Annotated in this window: 15 protein-coding genes and 1 riboswitch; of the genes, 7 read left to right on the top strand and 8 right to left on the bottom strand. The window is 61.1% G+C overall.

The window, feature by feature from the left end; translation table 11 throughout:
- Positions 1–42: 42 nt before the first annotated feature.
- From AC0IXA_RS15640 to tkt, 4 genes are all read right to left on the bottom strand, one after another.
- On the bottom strand, positions 43–264 hold the full coding sequence (locus AC0IXA_RS15640) for a hypothetical protein (protein WP_016772786.1): 222 nt from the start codon (positions 262–264) through the stop codon (positions 43–45).
- Between the two features lie 34 nt (positions 265–298).
- Positions 299–1,462 carry a phosphoglycerate kinase gene (locus AC0IXA_RS15635; RefSeq protein ID WP_016772785.1) on the bottom strand — a complete coding sequence of 388 codons (1,164 nt, stop codon included), beginning with the start codon at positions 1,460–1,462 and terminating at the stop codon, positions 299–301.
- Between the two features lie 12 nt (positions 1,463–1,474).
- On the bottom strand, positions 1,475–2,527 hold the full coding sequence (gene epd, locus AC0IXA_RS15630) for an erythrose-4-phosphate dehydrogenase (protein WP_341638087.1): 1,053 nt from the start codon (positions 2,525–2,527) through the stop codon (positions 1,475–1,477).
- 151 nt (positions 2,528–2,678) lie between these two features.
- Positions 2,679–4,676, bottom strand: coding sequence for a transketolase (gene tkt / locus AC0IXA_RS15625; RefSeq protein ID WP_024014622.1), 1,998 nt, complete (start codon positions 4,674–4,676; stop codon positions 2,679–2,681).
- Between the two features lie 259 nt (positions 4,677–4,935).
- Between tkt and AC0IXA_RS15620 the strand changes: the two genes are divergently transcribed.
- The 4 genes from AC0IXA_RS15620 (at position 4,936) to AC0IXA_RS15605 (ending at position 9,533) form a co-directional block, all read left to right on the top strand.
- Complete coding sequence (locus tag AC0IXA_RS15620) at positions 4,936–5,931, top strand: ArsR/SmtB family transcription factor (RefSeq protein ID WP_341638089.1); 996 nt, start codon at positions 4,936–4,938, stop codon at positions 5,929–5,931.
- Positions 5,932–5,949: 18 nt separating this feature from the next.
- Complete coding sequence (gene metK, locus AC0IXA_RS15615) at positions 5,950–7,140, top strand: methionine adenosyltransferase (RefSeq protein WP_024014624.1); 1,191 nt, start codon at positions 5,950–5,952, stop codon at positions 7,138–7,140.
- A 235-nt stretch (positions 7,141–7,375) separates the two neighbouring features.
- Positions 7,376–9,040: an NAD-dependent DNA ligase LigB gene (gene ligB, locus AC0IXA_RS15610; protein ID WP_341638090.1), complete on the top strand. Its 1,665-nt coding sequence runs from the start codon at positions 7,376–7,378 to the stop codon at positions 9,038–9,040.
- A gap of 97 nt (positions 9,041–9,137) precedes the next feature.
- The gene (locus AC0IXA_RS15605; protein WP_341638091.1) at positions 9,138–9,533 is read left to right on the top strand and encodes a DUF1090 domain-containing protein; all 396 of its coding nucleotides are present in this window, start codon (positions 9,138–9,140) and stop codon (positions 9,531–9,533) included.
- Positions 9,534–9,715: 182 nt separating this feature from the next.
- Here AC0IXA_RS15605 and AC0IXA_RS15600 read toward each other — a convergent pair whose 3' ends face one another.
- Complete coding sequence (locus AC0IXA_RS15600; protein ID WP_095181353.1) at positions 9,716–10,165, bottom strand: c-type cytochrome; 450 nt, start codon at positions 10,163–10,165, stop codon at positions 9,716–9,718.
- Positions 10,166–10,293: 128 nt separating this feature from the next.
- Between AC0IXA_RS15600 and mltA the strand changes: the two genes are divergently transcribed.
- Entirely contained in the window at positions 10,294–11,466 is a 1,173-nt protein-coding gene (gene mltA / locus AC0IXA_RS15595) for a murein transglycosylase A (RefSeq protein ID WP_341638092.1), read from the top strand.
- A gap of 90 nt (positions 11,467–11,556) precedes the next feature.
- On the opposite strand, the gene AC0IXA_RS15590 is transcribed toward mltA, so the two are convergent.
- Positions 11,557–11,940: an MAPEG family protein gene (locus AC0IXA_RS15590; RefSeq protein WP_039757593.1), complete on the bottom strand. Its 384-nt coding sequence runs from the start codon at positions 11,938–11,940 to the stop codon at positions 11,557–11,559.
- A gap of 330 nt (positions 11,941–12,270) precedes the next feature.
- Here AC0IXA_RS15590 and AC0IXA_RS15585 point away from each other — a divergent pair, with 330 nt between their 5' ends.
- A complete protein-coding gene (locus AC0IXA_RS15585) occupies positions 12,271–13,440 on the top strand; it encodes an MFS transporter (protein ID WP_341638093.1) in 1,170 nt (389 codons plus the stop codon).
- A gap of 250 nt (positions 13,441–13,690) precedes the next feature.
- Positions 13,691–14,956 (top strand): cation:proton antiporter, encoded by a 1,266-nt coding sequence (locus AC0IXA_RS15580; protein ID WP_024014630.1) that lies wholly within the window; start codon positions 13,691–13,693, stop codon positions 14,954–14,956.
- Here AC0IXA_RS15580 and AC0IXA_RS15575 read toward each other — a convergent pair whose 3' ends face one another.
- Both AC0IXA_RS15575 and AC0IXA_RS15570 read right to left on the bottom strand, forming a co-directional pair.
- Positions 14,957–15,844, bottom strand: coding sequence for a formate/nitrite transporter family protein (locus tag AC0IXA_RS15575; RefSeq protein WP_016772773.1), 888 nt, complete (start codon positions 15,842–15,844; stop codon positions 14,957–14,959).
- A gap of 177 nt (positions 15,845–16,021) precedes the next feature.
- Positions 16,022–16,426 carry an acyl-CoA thioesterase gene (locus AC0IXA_RS15570; protein ID WP_016772772.1) on the bottom strand — a complete coding sequence of 135 codons (405 nt, stop codon included), beginning with the start codon at positions 16,424–16,426 and terminating at the stop codon, positions 16,022–16,024.
- Between the two features lie 190 nt (positions 16,427–16,616).
- Positions 16,617–16,715, top strand: a riboswitch (S-adenosyl-L-homocysteine riboswitch).
- The last annotated feature ends 23 nt before the right edge of the window (positions 16,716–16,738 follow it).

Below are 16,738 nucleotides of genomic sequence, written 5' to 3'. Positions count from 1 at the left end.
GACGACGCATGCCGCCAGCCCTGAGTTAAAGAGTCAGACCCGTCAAGGACAACCATGTTCCTTGACCGGGGTTTGCGTCTCGTATTTGTCCAGGCCGTCCGGACCCGAGCGCTTGTTCAGCACCGGGTTGGTTTCGGCCTGCCAGTCGGCCTGATAACAGCCCTTCTGCGGTTCGCTCGGTGCTGGCGTGGCGTCAGCCTTCGGGGTGCTCCCGCAGGCCGCCAGCGTACCGGTCAGCAACAACAGCGCTAACGACTTGACCATGTGAACACTCCTTTGCCTGGCCAAACGGGCGGCCTCAGGCCTTGGCCCGGCTTTCCAGGACTTCAACGGCAGGCAGCACCTTGCCTTCGACGAATTCGAGGAACGCGCCACCACCGGTGGAAATGTAGGAGATTTGCTCAGCCACGCCATATTTATCGATCGCCGCCAGGGTGTCGCCACCGCCCGCGATGGAGAATGCCGAGCTTTCAGCGATGGCCTGGGCCAGCACTTTGGTGCCGTTGCCGAACTGATCGAACTCGAACACGCCGACCGGGCCGTTCCACAGAATGGTTTTCGACGACTTCAGCAGCTCGGCGAAGTTGGCCGCGGTTTGTGGGCCGATGTCGAGAATCATGTCGTCTGCCGCGACGTCAGCGATCAACTTGACGGTCGCTTCAGCGCTTTCGGCAAATTCCTTGGCGACCACAACGTCAACCGGCAACGGCACGCTGACTTTCGCCGCGATTTCACGGGCGGTGTCGAGCAGGTCCGGTTCATACAGCGACTTGCCGACTGGGTGGCCGGCGGCAGCGAGGAAGGTGTTGGCGATGCCGCCGCCGACGATCAGTTGATCGCAGATCTGGCTCAGGCTGTTGAGCACGTCGAGTTTGGTCGAGACCTTGGAGCCGGCAACAATGGCCGCCATTGGCTTGGCCGGTGCGCCGAGGGCTTTGCCCAGTGCGTCCAGTTCAGCGGCCAGCAACGGGCCGGCAGCGGCGACTTTGGCGAACTTGGCGACACCATGGGTCGAACCTTCGGCGCGGTGAGCAGTACCGAAAGCATCCATGACGAACACGTCGCACAGGGCCGCGTATTGCTGGGCCAGGTCGTCGGCGTTCTTTTTCTCGCCCTTGTTGAAGCGCACGTTTTCGAACAGCACGATGTCGCCAGCCTTGACTTCAACACCACCGAGGTAATCAGCCACCAGCGGCACTTCACGGCCCAGCGCTTTGCTCAGGTAGTCGGCGACAGGTTTCAGGCTGTTCTCGGCGGAGAATTCGCCTTCGGTAGGACGGCCCAGGTGCGAGCAGACCATCACTGCCGCGCCTTTTTCCAGGGCCAGCTTGATGGTCGGCAGCGAAGCCAGGATGCGCGCGTCGCTGGTGACAACACCGTCCTTGACGGGGACGTTGAGGTCTTCGCGGATCAATACGCGCTTACCTTGCAGATCGAGGTCGGACATCTTCAACACGGTCATGGGTCGCACTTCCTACGGTTTTTTTGAAGTTGCTGTTTGCAGATAGTGGTCTGCAACGTCCAGCATTCGGTTGGCAAAACCCCATTCGTTGTCGAACCAGGCCAGTATGTTCACCAGTTTGGGGCCGGAAACACGGGTCTGACTGGCATCGACGATGGCCGAATGTGGGTCATGGTTGAAATCACAGCTGGCGTGCGGCAACTCGGTGTAGGCCAGCAGGCCTTTGAGCGGGCCGCTGGTGGCGGCTTCGCGCAGGATCCGGTTGACCTCACTGGCGTCAGTCGCCGTGGCGGTCTGCATCGTGATGTCGAGGCAGGACACGTTGACTGTCGGCACGCGCACGGCTTTGGCCTGAATTCGCCCGGCAAGTTCCGGCAGCAGGCGCTCGATACCACGCGCCAGACCAGTGGACACCGGGATCACCGACTGAAACGCCGACCGCGTGCGGCGCAGGTCTTCGTCGTGATAGGCGTCGATCACTGGCTGATCGTTCATCGCCGAGTGAATCGTGGTGATCGACACGTAATCGAGACCGATCGCCTGATCGAGCAGACGCAGCAGCGGCACGCCGCAGTTGGTGGTGCACGAGGCGTTGGACACCAGCAGTTCGTCGCCGGTCAGGCAGTCCTGATTGACGCCGTAGACAATGGTGGCGTCGACATCCGCTTCGCTGGCCATCGGCTGCGAAAACAGCACGCGCGGTGCGCCGGCGTCGAGAAACCGCTGGCCATCGGCACGGGTGTGGTAAGCGCCGGAGCACTCCAGCACCAGATCGACGCCCAGCGACGCCCAATCGATGCCTTCGGGGGAGGCACTGCGCAAGACCTTCAAGCAGTCGCCATTGATATGCAGACAATCGCCTTCAACCCGCACTTCGCCTGGAAAACGGCCGTGGGTGGAGTCGAAGCGTGTCAGGTATTCGATGCTGGCCATGTCGGCCAGATCGTTGATCGCGACAATTTCAAACCCGGCCTTCGCGCCGCGCTCGAACAACGCCCGCAAGACGCAACGACCAATGCGGCCGTAGCCGTTGAGTGCAACTTTGTAGGGACGCGGTTGAGGCATGGGGTTCTCGATTACCGTGGTGAATCATGCAGTGCAATGTTGCCTGAACCAACGCTTTCGCGAGCAGGCTCGCTCCCACATTGGAATGCATTTCCCTGTGGGAGCGAGCCTGCTCGCGAAGGCGTCAGCCCGGACAACACAACTGTCAGATTTAGTCTTCCAGCAGCTCTTCAGCCTGACCCAGGATGTTTTCCAGGGTAAAACCGAACTCTTCGAACAGTGCCGAAGCCGGCGCCGACTCACCGTAGGTGGTCATGCCGATCACGCGACCTTCCAGACCCACGTACTTGAACCAGAAATCGGCGTGGGCCGCTTCGATGGCAATACGCGCGCTGACCTGCAACGGCAGCACCGACTGCTTGTACTCCGCATCCTGAGCATCGAACGCGCTGGTGCACGGCATGGACACCACGCGAACCTTGCGGCCCTGCTCGGTCAGTTTGTCGAAGGCTTGAACAGCCAGACCGACTTCCGAACCGGTGGCGATCAGGATCAGCTCAGGCTCGCCTGCGCAATCCTTGAGCACATAACCGCCACGGCTGATGTTGGCAATCTGGCCAGCGTCGCGTTCCTGATGTTGCAGATTCTGCCGCGAGAAGATCAGCGCCGAAGGGCCGTCCTTGCGCTCCAGCGCGTTTTTCCAGGCCACTGCCGATTCCACGGCATCGGCTGGGCGCCAGGTGTCGAGGTTCGGCGTGCTGCGCAGGCTGGTCAATTGCTCGATCGGCTGGTGCGTCGGGCCGTCTTCGCCCAGACCGATGGAGTCGTGGGTGTAGACGTGGATCACGCGCTTCTTCATCAAAGCCGACATACGTACGGCGTTGCGTGCGTATTCCATGAACATCAGGAACGTCGCGCCGTAAGGCACCAGACCGCCGTGCAGGGCGACACCGTTCATGATGGCGGTCATGCCGAACTCGCGCACGCCGTAGTACATGTAGTTGCCGCTGGCATCTTCAGCGCTGACGCCTTTGCAGCCTTTCCACAGGGTCAGGTTGGAACCGGCGAGGTCAGCCGAACCGCCGAGCATTTCCGGCAGCAGCGGGCCGAAGGCGTTGAGGGTGTTCTGGCTGGCTTTGCGGCTGGCGATGGTTTCGCCCTTTGCCGCGACTTCGGCGATGTAGGCCGAGGCTTTTTCCGAGAAGTCGGCCGGCAGTTCGCCGCTCAGACGACGGATCAGCTCGTTGGCTTCAGTCGGGAATGCAGCGGAGTAAGCGGCGAAACGCTGATCCCACTCGGCTTCAACCGCGCGACCAGCTTCTTTGGCGTCCCACTCGGCATAGATCTCGGCCGGGATTTCGAACGGGCCGTGGTTCCAGTTCAGCGCCTGACGGGTCAGGGCGATTTCTGCGTCACCCAGTGGGGCGCCGTGGCAATCTTCCTTGCCCTGCTTGTTCGGCGAACCGAAACCGATGGTGGTCTTGCAGCAGATCAGCGTCGGTTGAGCGCTCTTGCGCGCAGTTTCGATGGCGGTCTTGATCTCTTCCGGATCGTGGCCGTCGACGTTGCGGATCACCTGCCAGTTGTAGGCTTCGAAACGCTTCGGCGTGTCATCGGTGAACCAGCCTTCGACTTCACCGTCGATGGAAATGCCGTTGTCATCGTAGAAGGCAATCAGCTTGCCCAGGCCCAGCGTGCCGGCCAGGGAAGCGACTTCGTGGGAAATGCCTTCCATCATGCAGCCATCACCGAGGAACACGTAGGTGTGGTGGTCAACGATGTTGTGGCCGGGACGGTTGAACTGCGCGCCCATGACTTTTTCCGCCAAGGCGAAACCGACGGCGTTGGCCAGACCCTGACCCAGCGGGCCGGTGGTGGTTTCGACGCCCGGGGTGTAACCGAATTCCGGGTGACCTGGAGTGCGGCTGTGCAGTTGACGGAACTGCTTGAGGTCGTCGATCGACAGGTCGTAGCCGGTCAGGTGCAGCAGCGAGTAGATCAACATCGAGCCGTGGCCGTTGGACAGCACGAAGCGGTCACGGTCAGCGAACGACGGGTTGCTCGGGTTGTGCTTGAGGTAGTCGCGCCACAGCACTTCGGCAATATCTGCCATACCCATAGGGGCACCGGGATGGCCGCTGTTGGCTTTTTGCACGGCATCCATGCTGAGGGCACGAATGGCGTTGGCACGCTCACGACGGCTAGGCATCGCTGATCTCCTGGGTGTGAATAGACTGAAACGGAAAAAAGGAGGGCATTTTCCCTCACCCATGCGCCTCGGGGCAATGACAGATAGTCATCGGCAGGCGTTTTTCCAATCGATAGCACAGGTTTCGCTTGGTGAAACCTTTCCGCTATTCGTTTGTAGAGACTGCCGTGCGCTGAGAAGTGCCATTTATCGAGCAATATCAAAACTTTTTGATATTGGCCTTGCGGTGCCTTGCCCCCGTCTCTAGACTGCCAGCCCTATGAACTTACGCGTGCCTTCCATTCGCCATGACGATTGCGACGAGCTGGCGGCCTTGTGCAAGGCCGGCGGCGATCCGCTGCGGCTGAATGTCTTGCGCGCGCTGGCCAACGATTCGTTTGGCGTGCTGGAGCTGGCGCAGATTTTCGGCATTGGCCAGTCGGGCATGAGCCACCACCTCAAGGTGCTGGCGCAAGCCGACCTGGTGGCGACACGCCGTGAGGGCAACGCGATTTTCTATCGTCGCGCCCTGCCCCACAACGAATTGCTCGGCGGCAAGCTGCACGGGGCATTGCTGGAAGAAGTCGACGATCTGGATCTGCCTGATGAAGTGCAAGCACGCATCGAGCAGGTTCACGGCCAGCGTGCCGCCGCCAGCCGGGACTTTTTCGCCCGGGTCGCGGAAAAATTCCGTGCCCAGCAGGATTTGATCGCAGGCCTGCCGCAGTACCGTGACAGCGTGCTGGCCCTGCTCGACAAACTGAACTTCGATGGTGCAGCCACGGCCATTGAAGTCGGCCCCGGCGATGGTGCTTTTCTGCCGGAACTGGCCCGTCGCTTCGGCACCGTAACCGCGCTGGACAACAGCCCGGCGATGCTCGAACTGGCGCGCCAGGTATGTGAACGTGAACAGCTGGCTAACGTCAGCCTGCAATTGGCCGATGCATTGAACGGCACCAGCCTTACGGCCGATTGCGTGGTGTTGAACATGGTCCTGCACCATTTCGCCGCTCCGGCCGATGCGCTCAGACACATGGCCGATCTGCTGCAACCGGGCGGTAGCCTGCTCGTGACAGAGTTATGTAGCCACAACCAGAGTTGGGCCAGGGAGGCCTGCGGTGATCTCTGGTTGGGGTTTGAACAGGACGATCTGGCCCGTTGGGCCACCGCTGCGGGACTCGTTCCCGGGGAAAGCCTCTATGTAGGCTTACGTAATGGTTTCCAGATCCAGGTTCGCCACTTTCAGCGACCGGCTGGCGACACTCACCATCGGTAAATTCAGGAAAACATCGAGATGAGCGAATACTCCCTCTTCACCTCCGAGTCCGTGTCTGAAGGACATCCGGACAAAATCGCCGACCAGATTTCCGATGCGGTGCTGGACGCCATTATTGCCCAGGACAAACACGCTCGCGTGGCCGTGGAAACCCTGGTCAAGACCGGCGTGGCCATCGTTGCCGGTGAAGTGACCACCAGCGCCTGGGTCGACCTGGAGCAGATCGTTCGTGACGTGATTTGCGACATCGGCTACACCAGCTCCGAAGTCGGCTTCGACGGCGCCACCTGCGGCGTGATGAACATCATCGGCAAGCAGTCCCCTGACATCAATCAGGGCGTTGACCGAGCCAAGCCTGAAGATCAGGGCGCCGGCGACCAGGGTCTGATGTTCGGTTACGCCAGCAACGAAACAGACGTTTTGATGCCAGCGCCTATCACCTTCTCGCACCAGCTGGTGCAGCGTCAGGCTGAAGCACGCAAGTCGGGCCTGCTGCCGTGGCTGCGTCCGGATGCCAAGTCGCAAGTGACCTGCCGTTACGAAGGCGGCAAGGTTGTCGGCATCGACGCTGTTGTTCTGTCGACCCAGCACAACCCGGAAGTGTCGTACAAAGACCTGCGCGAAGGCGTGATGGAGCTGATCGTCAAGCACGTACTGCCTGCCGAACTGCTGAGCAAGGACACCCAGTTCCACATCAACCCGACCGGCCAGTTCATCATTGGCGGCCCGGTAGGTGACTGCGGTCTGACCGGCCGCAAGATCATCGTCGACAGCTACGGCGGCATGGCCCGTCACGGCGGCGGCGCGTTCTCCGGCAAGGATCCATCGAAGGTTGACCGTTCGGCTGCCTACGCTGGCCGTTACGTGGCCAAGAACATCGTCGCGGCCGGCCTGGCCGAGCGTTGCGAGATTCAGGTTTCCTACGCGATCGGTGTGGCCCAGCCTACGTCGATCTCGCTGAACACCTTCGGCACCGGCAAGATCAGCGATGACAAGATCATCAAACTGGTGCGTGAAGTGTTCGACCTGCGTCCATACGCGATCACCACCATGCTCGACCTGCTGCACCCGATGTACCAGGAAACCGCAGCCTACGGCCACTTCGGTCGTGCGCCGCAGACCAAGACCGTTGGCGAAGACAGCTTCACCACGTTCACCTGGGAAAAAACCGACCGCGCCGACGCCCTGCGTTCCGCCGCTGGCCTGTAACACCCTGGCTGCATGAAAGCCCCGTACGGTTTGTGCCGTGCGGGGCTTTTTCATGGAAGAGCAAAAGATCGCAGCCTTCGGCAGCTCCTACTTTGGAATGCGTTTCCTGTAGGAGCTGCCGAAGGCTGCGATCTTTTGACTTTGATGTAACGAAATACCCCGCAAAACACGCGCCCGACGTCCCTCGAACTCCTGACTAGCCTTCAAATATTCTCCCTGAGCAAGGATGCTCACGATGCGCTCGCTGCTTGTCTTACTGCTGATTGTTTTTGCCCATCCGACTCTCGCCAACTGCCCCGACTGGACTGCATCCAAAGCGCAGAAGGAAATCACCGCCCTGCAAAACCGGATCGACCAATGGGACGACGCCTATCACCGCGAAGGCCGCTCATTGATCAGCGACGAACTCTATGACCAGTCCCAACTGCGGCTGAAAGAATGGCAAGCCTGTTTCAACCAACCCTCATCCCCGCAGCCGTTGCGCACCGCGTCCGGCCCGGTCACCCACCCCATCGCCCACACCGGCCTGGACAAGCTGCACAAAGCCGAAGACGTCGCCCACTGGCTGCGCGATCGCCAGAACGTCTGGGTGCAGCCCAAGGTCGACGGCGTGGCTGTCACGCTGATCTACCGCCAGGGAATATTGCAGCAGGCGATCAGTCGCGGTGACGGGGTCAACGGCCAGGACTGGACCGCCTCCGCCCGCAGGATTGCAGCCATTCCGCAACGGTTGAGGCAGCCACGGGATCTGCTGGCACAGGGCGAACTCTATTGGCGCCTGAACGCACATGTTCAATCACAGTCCGGCAGCGTCAATGCCCGCGCCACCGTCGCCGGGTTGATGGGGCGCAAATCGCTGGATGCCGAACAGGCTGCCGGGATCGGGCTGTTTGTCTGGGACTGGCCGCAAGGTCCTGTGCGGCTGCCGGAGAGATTGTCCGAACTCCAGGCATTGGGGTTCGCTGCAACCGAGCCCTTTACACAGCCCGTCAGCCGATTCGAAGACGCGCAAAAATGGCGCGAGCACTGGTATCGCTCGCCACTGCCTTTTGCCAGCGACGGCGTGGTACTGCGTCAGAGCCAACGGCCGCCCGCCGAACGCTGGCAGGCCAAGGCCCCTTATTGGGCGATTGCCTGGAAATACCCGTTCGCCCAGGCATTGGCCGAGGTGCGCAAGGTCAATTTCAAGATCGGCCGCACCGGGCGGATCACCCCAGTGCTGGAACTGCTGCCGGTCAGACTCGATGACCGCGAAATCAAACGGGTCAGCGTCAGCTCGCTCAAGCGCTGGCAAAGCCTCGACATCCGCCCCGGCGATCAGGTGGCAATCAGTCTGGCCGGGCTGACCATTCCGCGCCTGGACAGTGTCGTGCTGCGCACCAGCGAACGGGCAGACATCAGCATTCCCGATGCCGGCGATTACCACGTCCTGAGCTGCTGGCAACCGACAACCGGCTGTGAAAGCCAGTTTCTCGCGCGTCTGACCTGGCTCAGTGGCAAGCAGGGCCTGGCCATGCAGCATGTCGGTCGCGGCACCTGGGAGAAACTTTTGGAAACAGGCCGTCTGAAACACCTGCTGGATTGGCTGACCCTCGATGCGTCAGAGCTTGCTAAGATTGCCGGCCTCGGCGAGCGCAGCAGCGCACGTCTGATCGACAGTTTTCACGGCGCGCGGCAACAGCCGTTCGCTCGATGGTTGAAAGCGCTGGGCATGCCGCCGACCGGACAGGCACAACTGGACGATTCGTGGCAGGCCCTGGCACAACGCGACACTGAACAATGGCAGGCAGAAGCCGGCATCGGCCCGGGACGCGCGGCGCAACTGAGCGCATTCTTTCGCGACCCGCAGGTACTGGCTTTGAGTGAAACCCTGAAAGCCGCCGGAATCGACGGCTTCTGAACCTGCAATCCCCGCCCGGCGGGAACCCAACGGCCGGCCAGACGCTCCAACAGCGCAGTGCCCTCCCACCCCGATTGCCTTTGCACATGGAGCTTTTATGAAATTTCTCGCACCGCTCGCCCTGCTTACTCTTTGCGGCGTCATGGCCGCCCCGGTCATGGCCGAAGAAGACGGCCCGGGCCTGACCGGTTGCGCTGCCAAGAAGCAGGGCATCATCAATCAGATCGAACAGGCCAAATCGCGCGGCAACCTGGAGCAGCAGGCAGGCCTGGAAACCGCACTGCGCGAAGTGAACGAACACTGCACTGACGCCGGGCTGAAAAAGGAACGTGAGAACAAGGTGCTTGAGGCCAAGCATGAGGTGAGCCAGCGTCAGGCAGACCTCGACAAGGCCATGAAGAAAGGCGATCCGGAGAAGATCAACAAGCGCAAGGAAAAGCTCGCCGAGTCGCGCAAGGAACTGCAGGAAGCGCTGGAGGAGATCGATAAGTAACCAAAGCCCTGTGTAGAGGGGATTTATCCCCGTCCGGCGGCGAAGCCGTCGCACATTCGGCTAGTTGGGTCCGACTGAAAAAACTTGGTTGTATGGTTTGGGGCTGCTTCGCAGCCCATCGGGGATAAATCCCCTCGCCACAAGGTACTCACTCGCCACAACGTACTCAGCAGCTTCAGGAATCAATGATCGCGAAACTCTTTATGGCAAGCACTGCAGGCATCCTCGACTTTCTGCACTGCCGGCCCAAGATTGCTGGCCTTGTACGGCTGAACCTGACTGGCGACCACCAATTCACCGGTAGCCGCTTCGAGGGCGCGGGCCAGTTGCTGAAAACGCGCCTGTTTCTGCCAGACATCATCTTTGGCGCTGGTGTGATCTTCTTCGCGAACCTGCGGGAAATGCTTCCACGGCTCATGGGCCAACGCATCAAGTCTGACTGCGCCCTCGGCAAATTTCGGCCCGTCGAAGGCAATGCGCCCGCGCAACATGCCGCCGAGGTCTTCGCTGGTCTTGAGCATCTGCTTGAAGATGGCCTTGCGTTGACCCAGCGGCGAATTCGGGTCGACACCGCCACAGGCGGACAAGGTCAGGCAGGCCAGCAATACAACAGCAATGGGTTTCAGAGTCATGGTGGCTTCAGGTCGCGGAAATCGGCGGCCAGTATCCTCGGCTCACCGCCAAACACCAATAGCCCTATTAAAAATACGGGTTGGTCGAGCGCATGGAGCACTCGGCCAACCGGCACAGGAATCACTCCATGAACAGCCGCTTCACGGCCTGGCGTCACCCGCTTATCGTCACCCTTCCATTGCTCGCCATCCTCGCCGGTTGCACAGGCGGCGACAGCGCCAAACCAAAAACCCATGCGCTGGCTACCTATTCCAGCGCGACCTGGGAAGCGTTGCCTGCGGTCTCCGACAGCGATCTGGTCGCCGGTTTCGGCTCGTGGCGCAGCGCCTGCACACGACTCAAAGCCGACGCAGTCTGGGGGCCGACCTGCGCTGCGGCGGTGAATGTGCCGCAAAGCGCCGCCGAGATTCGTGCATTCCTCAAGCAGAATCTCGATGTCTACGGCCTGCGCGCCGAGAACGACAACCCCAATGGTCTGATCACTGGCTACTACGAACCGGTGTACCCCGGCAGCCTGACGCCGACCGCGACAGCAAACGTGCCGGTGTATGGCGTGCCGGAAGACATGATCATCGTCTCGCTCGACAGTATCTATCCGGAACTGAAAGGCAAGCGCCTGCGCGGCCGTCTCGAAGGTCGCGTGCTCAAGCCTTACGACGATGCGGCGACCATTGAGTCCAAAGGCGTGAAAGCGCCGGTGGTTGCGTATCTGACTGATCCAATGAACCTGCAATTTCTGCAGATTCAGGGCTCGGGCCGGATCCAGACCGAGGACGGCAAACAGCTGCGCATCGCCTACGCCGATCAAAACGGCCACCCTTACCGACCGATCGGTCGCTGGCTCGTCGAGCAAGGCGAGCTGAAGAAAGAAGACGTGACCATGACCGCGATCAGCAACTGGGCCAAGGCCAACCCGACGCGCATCCCGGAACTGCTCGCCAGCAACCCGAGCTACGTGTTCTTCACCCGCAACCCCGACAGCAACGAAGGGCCACGCGGCTCGCTGAACGTACCGCTGACCGCCGGCTACAGCGCGGCGGTGGATCGCAAGGTGATTCCGTTGGGCAGTCTGTTATGGCTGTCGACCACCAAGCCGGATGGCACCCCACTGGTGCGCCCGGTCGCGGCGCAGGACACCGGCGGCGCGATTGCCGGTGAGGTGCGCGCGGATCTGTTCTGGGGCACGGGTGATGCGGCCGGGCAACTGGCCGGGGACATGAAGCAGCAGGGGCAGATATGGATGCTCTGGCCTAAAGGACAAGAGTTGCCGCAAGTGCCGCAGGTAGCTGACAAACCCTAAAAGCAAAAGATCGCAGCCTTCGGCAGCTCCTACAGGAGTATGCATTCCTCTGTAGGAGCTGCCGCAGGCTGCGATCTTTTGATCCTGCTCTCAGATCGACACAAAGAAAAACGAAGCAATCAGCCCCATCCCGATAAACCACACCACCGAACGCAGTGCAGCCCAGTCAGCCAGGTAGCAGATGATGTACAGCAGGCGACTGGTGATAAACAGCACGGCCAGCACATTGACCGTCACCAGCTGCGCCGTGCCGACCAGATGCGCAACGATCACCGCAGCGGCAAACGCAGGCGTTACTTCAAAGCTGTTCAGTTGCGCGGCGTGGGCGCGACGGGCGACGCCATCGACGCTGTCGAGAAAGTCCCGTGGATCATAATTGTCTTTGAGGCGGAAACCGCCGGTGGCCTTCGCCACGATCGTGCACACGTACGGCAGGAAAATCGCGATCAACACACACCACAGAGCCACTGTCATAACGTCGTCCTTTTTTCGATTGGAGAAATTGGCGAGCGATCAGAAATTCATCACCAGCATGCCGATCAGCACCTGCCCACAGGCTAAGAGCCGCGCCCGGCAGAAAGGTTCTTTCAGCTGGATATAACACGGCACTTCCAGCGCGCCGTCGATTAGTCAGATTATTGATTCGCCATGTGTCAGCAGCTGTTTATACTGCAACCACCGCGCCGTACTCAGCTGCACACCAAAAAATTCCAATAAAAGCTGCCTGCTCCGCTTTCTTCGAAACGGTCGCTGGCACGCGTATGCCTGATCAAAGCGTCAAGACTACCGACAGAGACCTTGCGCATGCCCCTCGCTTTGCTTGCACTCGCCGTTGCCGCGTTCGGCATCGGCACCACCGAATTCGTCATCATGGGCCTGCTGCCCGACGTCGCCCGCGATCTGGCGGTGAGCATTCCTCACGCCGGGCTGCTGATCACCGGTTACGCCCTGGGCGTGGTGTTCGGCGCACCGATCCTGGCGATCGGCACCGCCAATATGCCGCGCAAAGCGACATTGCTGGGCATGACGCTGATGTTCATCCTCGGCAACGTGCTCTGCGCGCTGGCACCCAACTACGCGACGCTGATGGCGGCGCGGGTGGTTACGGCGCTGTGTCACGGGGCGTTTTTCGGCATTGGCTCGGTGGTTGCCGCCGGCCTGGTGGCGCCGAACAAACGCGCGCAGGCGATTGCCATGATGTTCACCGGCCTGACCCTGGCCAACGTGCTCGGCGTGCCACTCGGCACAGCGCTTGGCCAATACGCTGGCTGGCGCTCGACCTTCTGGGCGGTGTCGCTGATCGGCATTGTTGCGGCGCTGGCGCAGTGGTTGTGGCTGCCAAAACACATCGCAATGGACAAAGCCAACCTCGCCAGCGAATTCAAAGTGCTGGGCAAGGCCAACGTGCTGCTGGCGCTGGGTATGAGCGTGCTGGCCTCGACCAGCCTGTTCAGCGTGTTCACGTATATCGCACCGATCCTGCAAGACATCACTGGCGTCAGCCCCCACGGCGTGACGGTGATGCTGCTGTTGTTCGGCGTCGGCCTGACAGCGGGCAGCATGCTCGGCGGGCGCTTGGCCGACAGCCGCTTGCTGCCGTCACTGGTCGGCGTGGCACTGGCAGTCGTGGTGATTCTCGCGGCGTTCAGCCAGACCAGCCGCGCGGTGATTCCGGCGGCGATTACCCTGGTGCTGTGGGGGATTTTCGCCTTTGCGCTGTGCCCGATTCTGCAGCTGTTGATCATCGATCAGGCGCATGAAGCGCCGAATCTGGGTTCGACGCTGAACCAGAGCGCGTTCAATCTGGGCAACGCAGCAGGTGCCTGGATTGGCGGGCTGGTGGTTGCCAGCGGCGCGGATCTGGCGGACCTGCCGTGGACCGGGGCGCTGGTCGGCGTGCTGACGGTGCTGACGGCGCTGTTGTTCATTTACCTGCAACGTCGGCGGGCGAGTGCGGTCAATGTGTCTGGCTGAGACCTCTGGGACCGCCCACCTGTGGCGAGGGGATTTATCCCCGTTGGGCTGCGCAGCAGCCCCAAGAACCTTCAATCGGGTTTTGTCAGGAATAATCGATAAACCGGATTGCGACGGCTTCGCCGCCGAGCGGGGATAAATCCCCTCGCCACAATGAACTGTGGTGTGTCCCATGTCGCTGTTTGCCCATCAAACCCCTGCGTCCAACCTCCGGTCGCGCTCCATTCACTCTCCATCCAAAGGACCCCGGATGCTTGAACTCGTCGCCGCTTTCATCTGCCTCACCACCCTCCTGACCTTCGTCAATTTCCGCTTTATCGGCCTGCCGCCGACCATCGGCGTGATGGTTACCGCCCTGCTGTTCTCACTGCTCCTGCAAGGCCTCAGCGTCCTCGGCTTTCCCGGCCTCGAAGACCGCGTGCAGCAACTGATCGGCCAGATCGATTTCGGCGATCTGCTGATGAACTGGATGCTCTCGTTCCTGCTGTTCGCCGGCGCCCTGCACGTCAACCTCAATGACTTGCGCAGCTACCGCTGGCCGATCGGCCTGCTGGCCACCTTCGGCGTGTTGATCGCCACCGTGGTGATCGGCAGCCTGGCCTTCTACATTTTTGCCCTGTTCGGCTGGCACGTGAGCTTCCTCTACTGCCTGTTGTTCGGCGCGCTGATCTCACCGACCGACCCGATTGCCGTGCTCGGCGTACTGCGTACCGCCAACGCTTCGAAACCACTGAAAACCACCATCGTCGGCGAATCACTGTTCAACGACGGCACGGCGGTGGTGGTCTTCACCGTGCTGCTGGGCATCGCGCAACTGGGCGAAACCCCGACCGTCAGCGCCACGGCCATGCTCTTCGTCCATGAGGCCATTGGCGGTGTGTTGTTCGGCGGGCTGATTGGTTATCTGGTCTATCGGATGATCAAAAGCGTCGAGCAGCATCAGATCACCGTGATGCTGACCCTGGCCCTGGTGATCGGTGGCTCGGCGATGTCCACCGAGTTGCACGTCTCGGCACCGATCGCGATGGTGGTCGCCGGTCTGATCATCGGCAACCTCGGGCGCAACCTGGCAATGAACGACATGACCCGGCGCTATCTGGACGGTTTCTGGGAGTTGCTCGATGACATGCTCAACGCGCTGCTGTTTGCGCTGATCGGCATGGAGTTGTTGCTGCTGCCGTTCAACTGGCTGCACATGGCCGCCGCAGGTCTGCTGGCGGTGGCGATTCTGTTGTCGCGTCTGCTTACCGTGGCGCCGGCGATCCTGCTGCTGCGTCGCTGGCGCTCAGTGCCGGCCGGCACCATCCGCATCCTCACTTGGGGCGGTTTGCGCGGTGGTGTTTCGGTGGCCCTGGCGCTGGCCCTGCCGCTGGGCCCGGAGCGCGACCTGCTGCTGAGCATCACCTATATCGTCGTGCTGTCGTCGATCCTGCTGCAGGGCCTGACCATCGGCAAACTGGTCAAGCACGCGACGCGTAATGAGCCGGCCAGCGTGGCTGAGCCAGCCCACCACTGATCATTTCTTGATCGACTGCGGGTCGGGCTTAACAGCCTGATCCGCAGATTCCTTCGGCGCACCGCTTTCACTGCGAATTTGCGCATGGCTGATCAGCGCGAAGATGAAGCTGCCGCCAATGATGTTCCCCGCCAGCGTAGGTCCGGCGAACACCGCCCAGAAATCACTCCACGGCAACTCGCCGGCAAACACCAGATACGACACTTCCGCCGATCCGACGACGATGTGGGTGAAGTCGCCCAGCGCCATGAAGTAGGTGATGAGGATGATGATCCACATCTTCGCGCTCTCCATGGACGGGATCATCCAGACCATGGTGGCGATCATCCAGCCGGAGACGATGCCCTTGGCGAACATCTGACTGGCGCTGTGTTCCATGACCTTGCGGCCGATCTCGAGGAAGGCGACGTCGGTCTTGCTGTCGAAAATCGGCAGTTCCAGCATCACGTACGCCACCAGAATCGTCCCGCAGAGGTTGCCGACCAATACCACTGTCCACAGACGGATCAGGCGCAGGAAATTCTTCAGCGTCGGCCTGGTCATCACCGGCAGCACGGCGGTCAGGGTGTTTTCGGTAAAGAGTTGCTGGCGCGCGAGGATGACCGCGAGGAAACCGGCGCAGTAGCCGAAACTGGCGATCACCTTGAATTCGTCGCCATCGGGCAGGCGCGAATTGAGCAATCCCATGCCCATCAGCGACAGGCCCATGGTCAATCCTGCCGCCAGCGCCGACCACCACAGCGCGGCAATGCTGCGCTCCAGTTCCTGATCGCCCTGAGTGCGGATGATTTCATGCAGAACGGCCGCGCGCGGCGGCTGGCTCTTTTCGACTTCGTGCTGCTCCTTGGCCGAGAGGTCGGGGGTCTTGTCGCTGGTGGGGGTGGTCATGGCATGGCAACCGGTAGGGGGGGGGGATGTAGCTACGACCGTTGCGCTTCATGGCTGTTCAGTGGCCAGGCGAATCTCCGCTGAATTGGCAACCGCTTTCGCGAGCAGGCTCGCTCCCACAAGGATCACGCTGTACCTGTGGGAGCGAGCCTGCTCGCGAAGAATGCGCCGCCGATCTTATTGAACAGCTTCGTCATCCTTGAACTGGTCTTTCACATATTTGATCTCGGTCCGCCCGTGCGGCGCCGGCAGGCCGTCTTCGCCGAGGTTGACGAACACCATCTTCTCGACGGTCAGGATGCTCTTGCGGGTGATCTTGTTGCGCACTTCGCAGGTCAGGGTGATCGAGGTGCGGCCGAATTCGGTGGCGGTGATGCCCAGTTCGATGATGTCGCCCTGGCGCGAGGCGCTGACGAAGTTGATTTCCGAGATGTACTTGGTCACCACACGCTGGTTGCCCAGTTGCACGATGGCGTAGATCGCCGCTTCTTCATCGATCCAGCGCAGCAGGCTGCCGCCGAACAGGGTGCCGTTGGGGTTGAGGTCTTCGGGTTTAACCCATTTGCGGGTGTGGAAATTCATGGGGGGCTCCTGGGTCGAGGCGTTTGAGCGTTAGGGGTATTGGCCCCCAGCTTCAAGTTTTCAGCTACAAGCTGCAAGTAAAAGCGGATTGGCTTTTACTTGCCGCTTGTAGCTTGCCGCTTGCCACTAGCCGGGCGAAGACCGCTATAATCGCCACCGATTCAGAACGGCTATGCCGTTTTCCCGCCACCTGTCCGAGGGGCGCTGCAGCAGGTTCGACCTGTCAGGCTCGGATGGGGCGTTGACCGGCCTGCGCCGGACACTAAACGCACAACGGCGCCCATTCGCATACATTACGAATGGAGGCTCTTC

The sequence above is a fragment of the Pseudomonas sp. AC083 genome (assembly GCF_979253165.1).
Note: the sequence above shows the minus strand (reverse complement) of the source record. Positions and strands in the feature narration are given on the sequence as shown.

Coding starts and splice junctions, on each gene's coding strand:
- tkt (WP_024014622.1), bottom strand. CDS start 4,676: ATGCCTAGCCGTCGTGAGCGTGCCAACGCCATTCGTGCCCTCAGCATG.
- ligB (WP_341638090.1), top strand. CDS start 7,376: ATGCGCTCGCTGCTTGTCTTACTGCTGATTGTTTTTGCCCATCCGACT.
- AC0IXA_RS15590 (WP_039757593.1), bottom strand. CDS start 11,940: ATGACAGTGGCTCTGTGGTGTGTGTTGATCGCGATTTTCCTGCCGTAC.
- epd (WP_341638087.1), bottom strand. CDS start 2,527: ATGCCTCAACCGCGTCCCTACAAAGTTGCACTCAACGGCTACGGCCGC.
- AC0IXA_RS15640 (WP_016772786.1), bottom strand. CDS start 264: ATGGTCAAGTCGTTAGCGCTGTTGTTGCTGACCGGTACGCTGGCGGCC.
- AC0IXA_RS15580 (WP_024014630.1), top strand. CDS start 13,691: ATGCTTGAACTCGTCGCCGCTTTCATCTGCCTCACCACCCTCCTGACC.
- metK (WP_024014624.1), top strand. CDS start 5,950: ATGAGCGAATACTCCCTCTTCACCTCCGAGTCCGTGTCTGAAGGACAT.
- mltA (WP_341638092.1), top strand. CDS start 10,294: ATGAACAGCCGCTTCACGGCCTGGCGTCACCCGCTTATCGTCACCCTT.
- AC0IXA_RS15575 (WP_016772773.1), bottom strand. CDS start 15,844: ATGACCACCCCCACCAGCGACAAGACCCCCGACCTCTCGGCCAAGGAG.
- AC0IXA_RS15600 (WP_095181353.1), bottom strand. CDS start 10,165: ATGACTCTGAAACCCATTGCTGTTGTATTGCTGGCCTGCCTGACCTTG.
- AC0IXA_RS15570 (WP_016772772.1), bottom strand. CDS start 16,426: ATGAATTTCCACACCCGCAAATGGGTTAAACCCGAAGACCTCAACCCC.
- AC0IXA_RS15635 (WP_016772785.1), bottom strand. CDS start 1,462: ATGACCGTGTTGAAGATGTCCGACCTCGATCTGCAAGGTAAGCGCGTA.
- AC0IXA_RS15585 (WP_341638093.1), top strand. CDS start 12,271: ATGCCCCTCGCTTTGCTTGCACTCGCCGTTGCCGCGTTCGGCATCGGC.
- AC0IXA_RS15620 (WP_341638089.1), top strand. CDS start 4,936: ATGAACTTACGCGTGCCTTCCATTCGCCATGACGATTGCGACGAGCTG.
- AC0IXA_RS15605 (WP_341638091.1), top strand. CDS start 9,138: ATGAAATTTCTCGCACCGCTCGCCCTGCTTACTCTTTGCGGCGTCATG.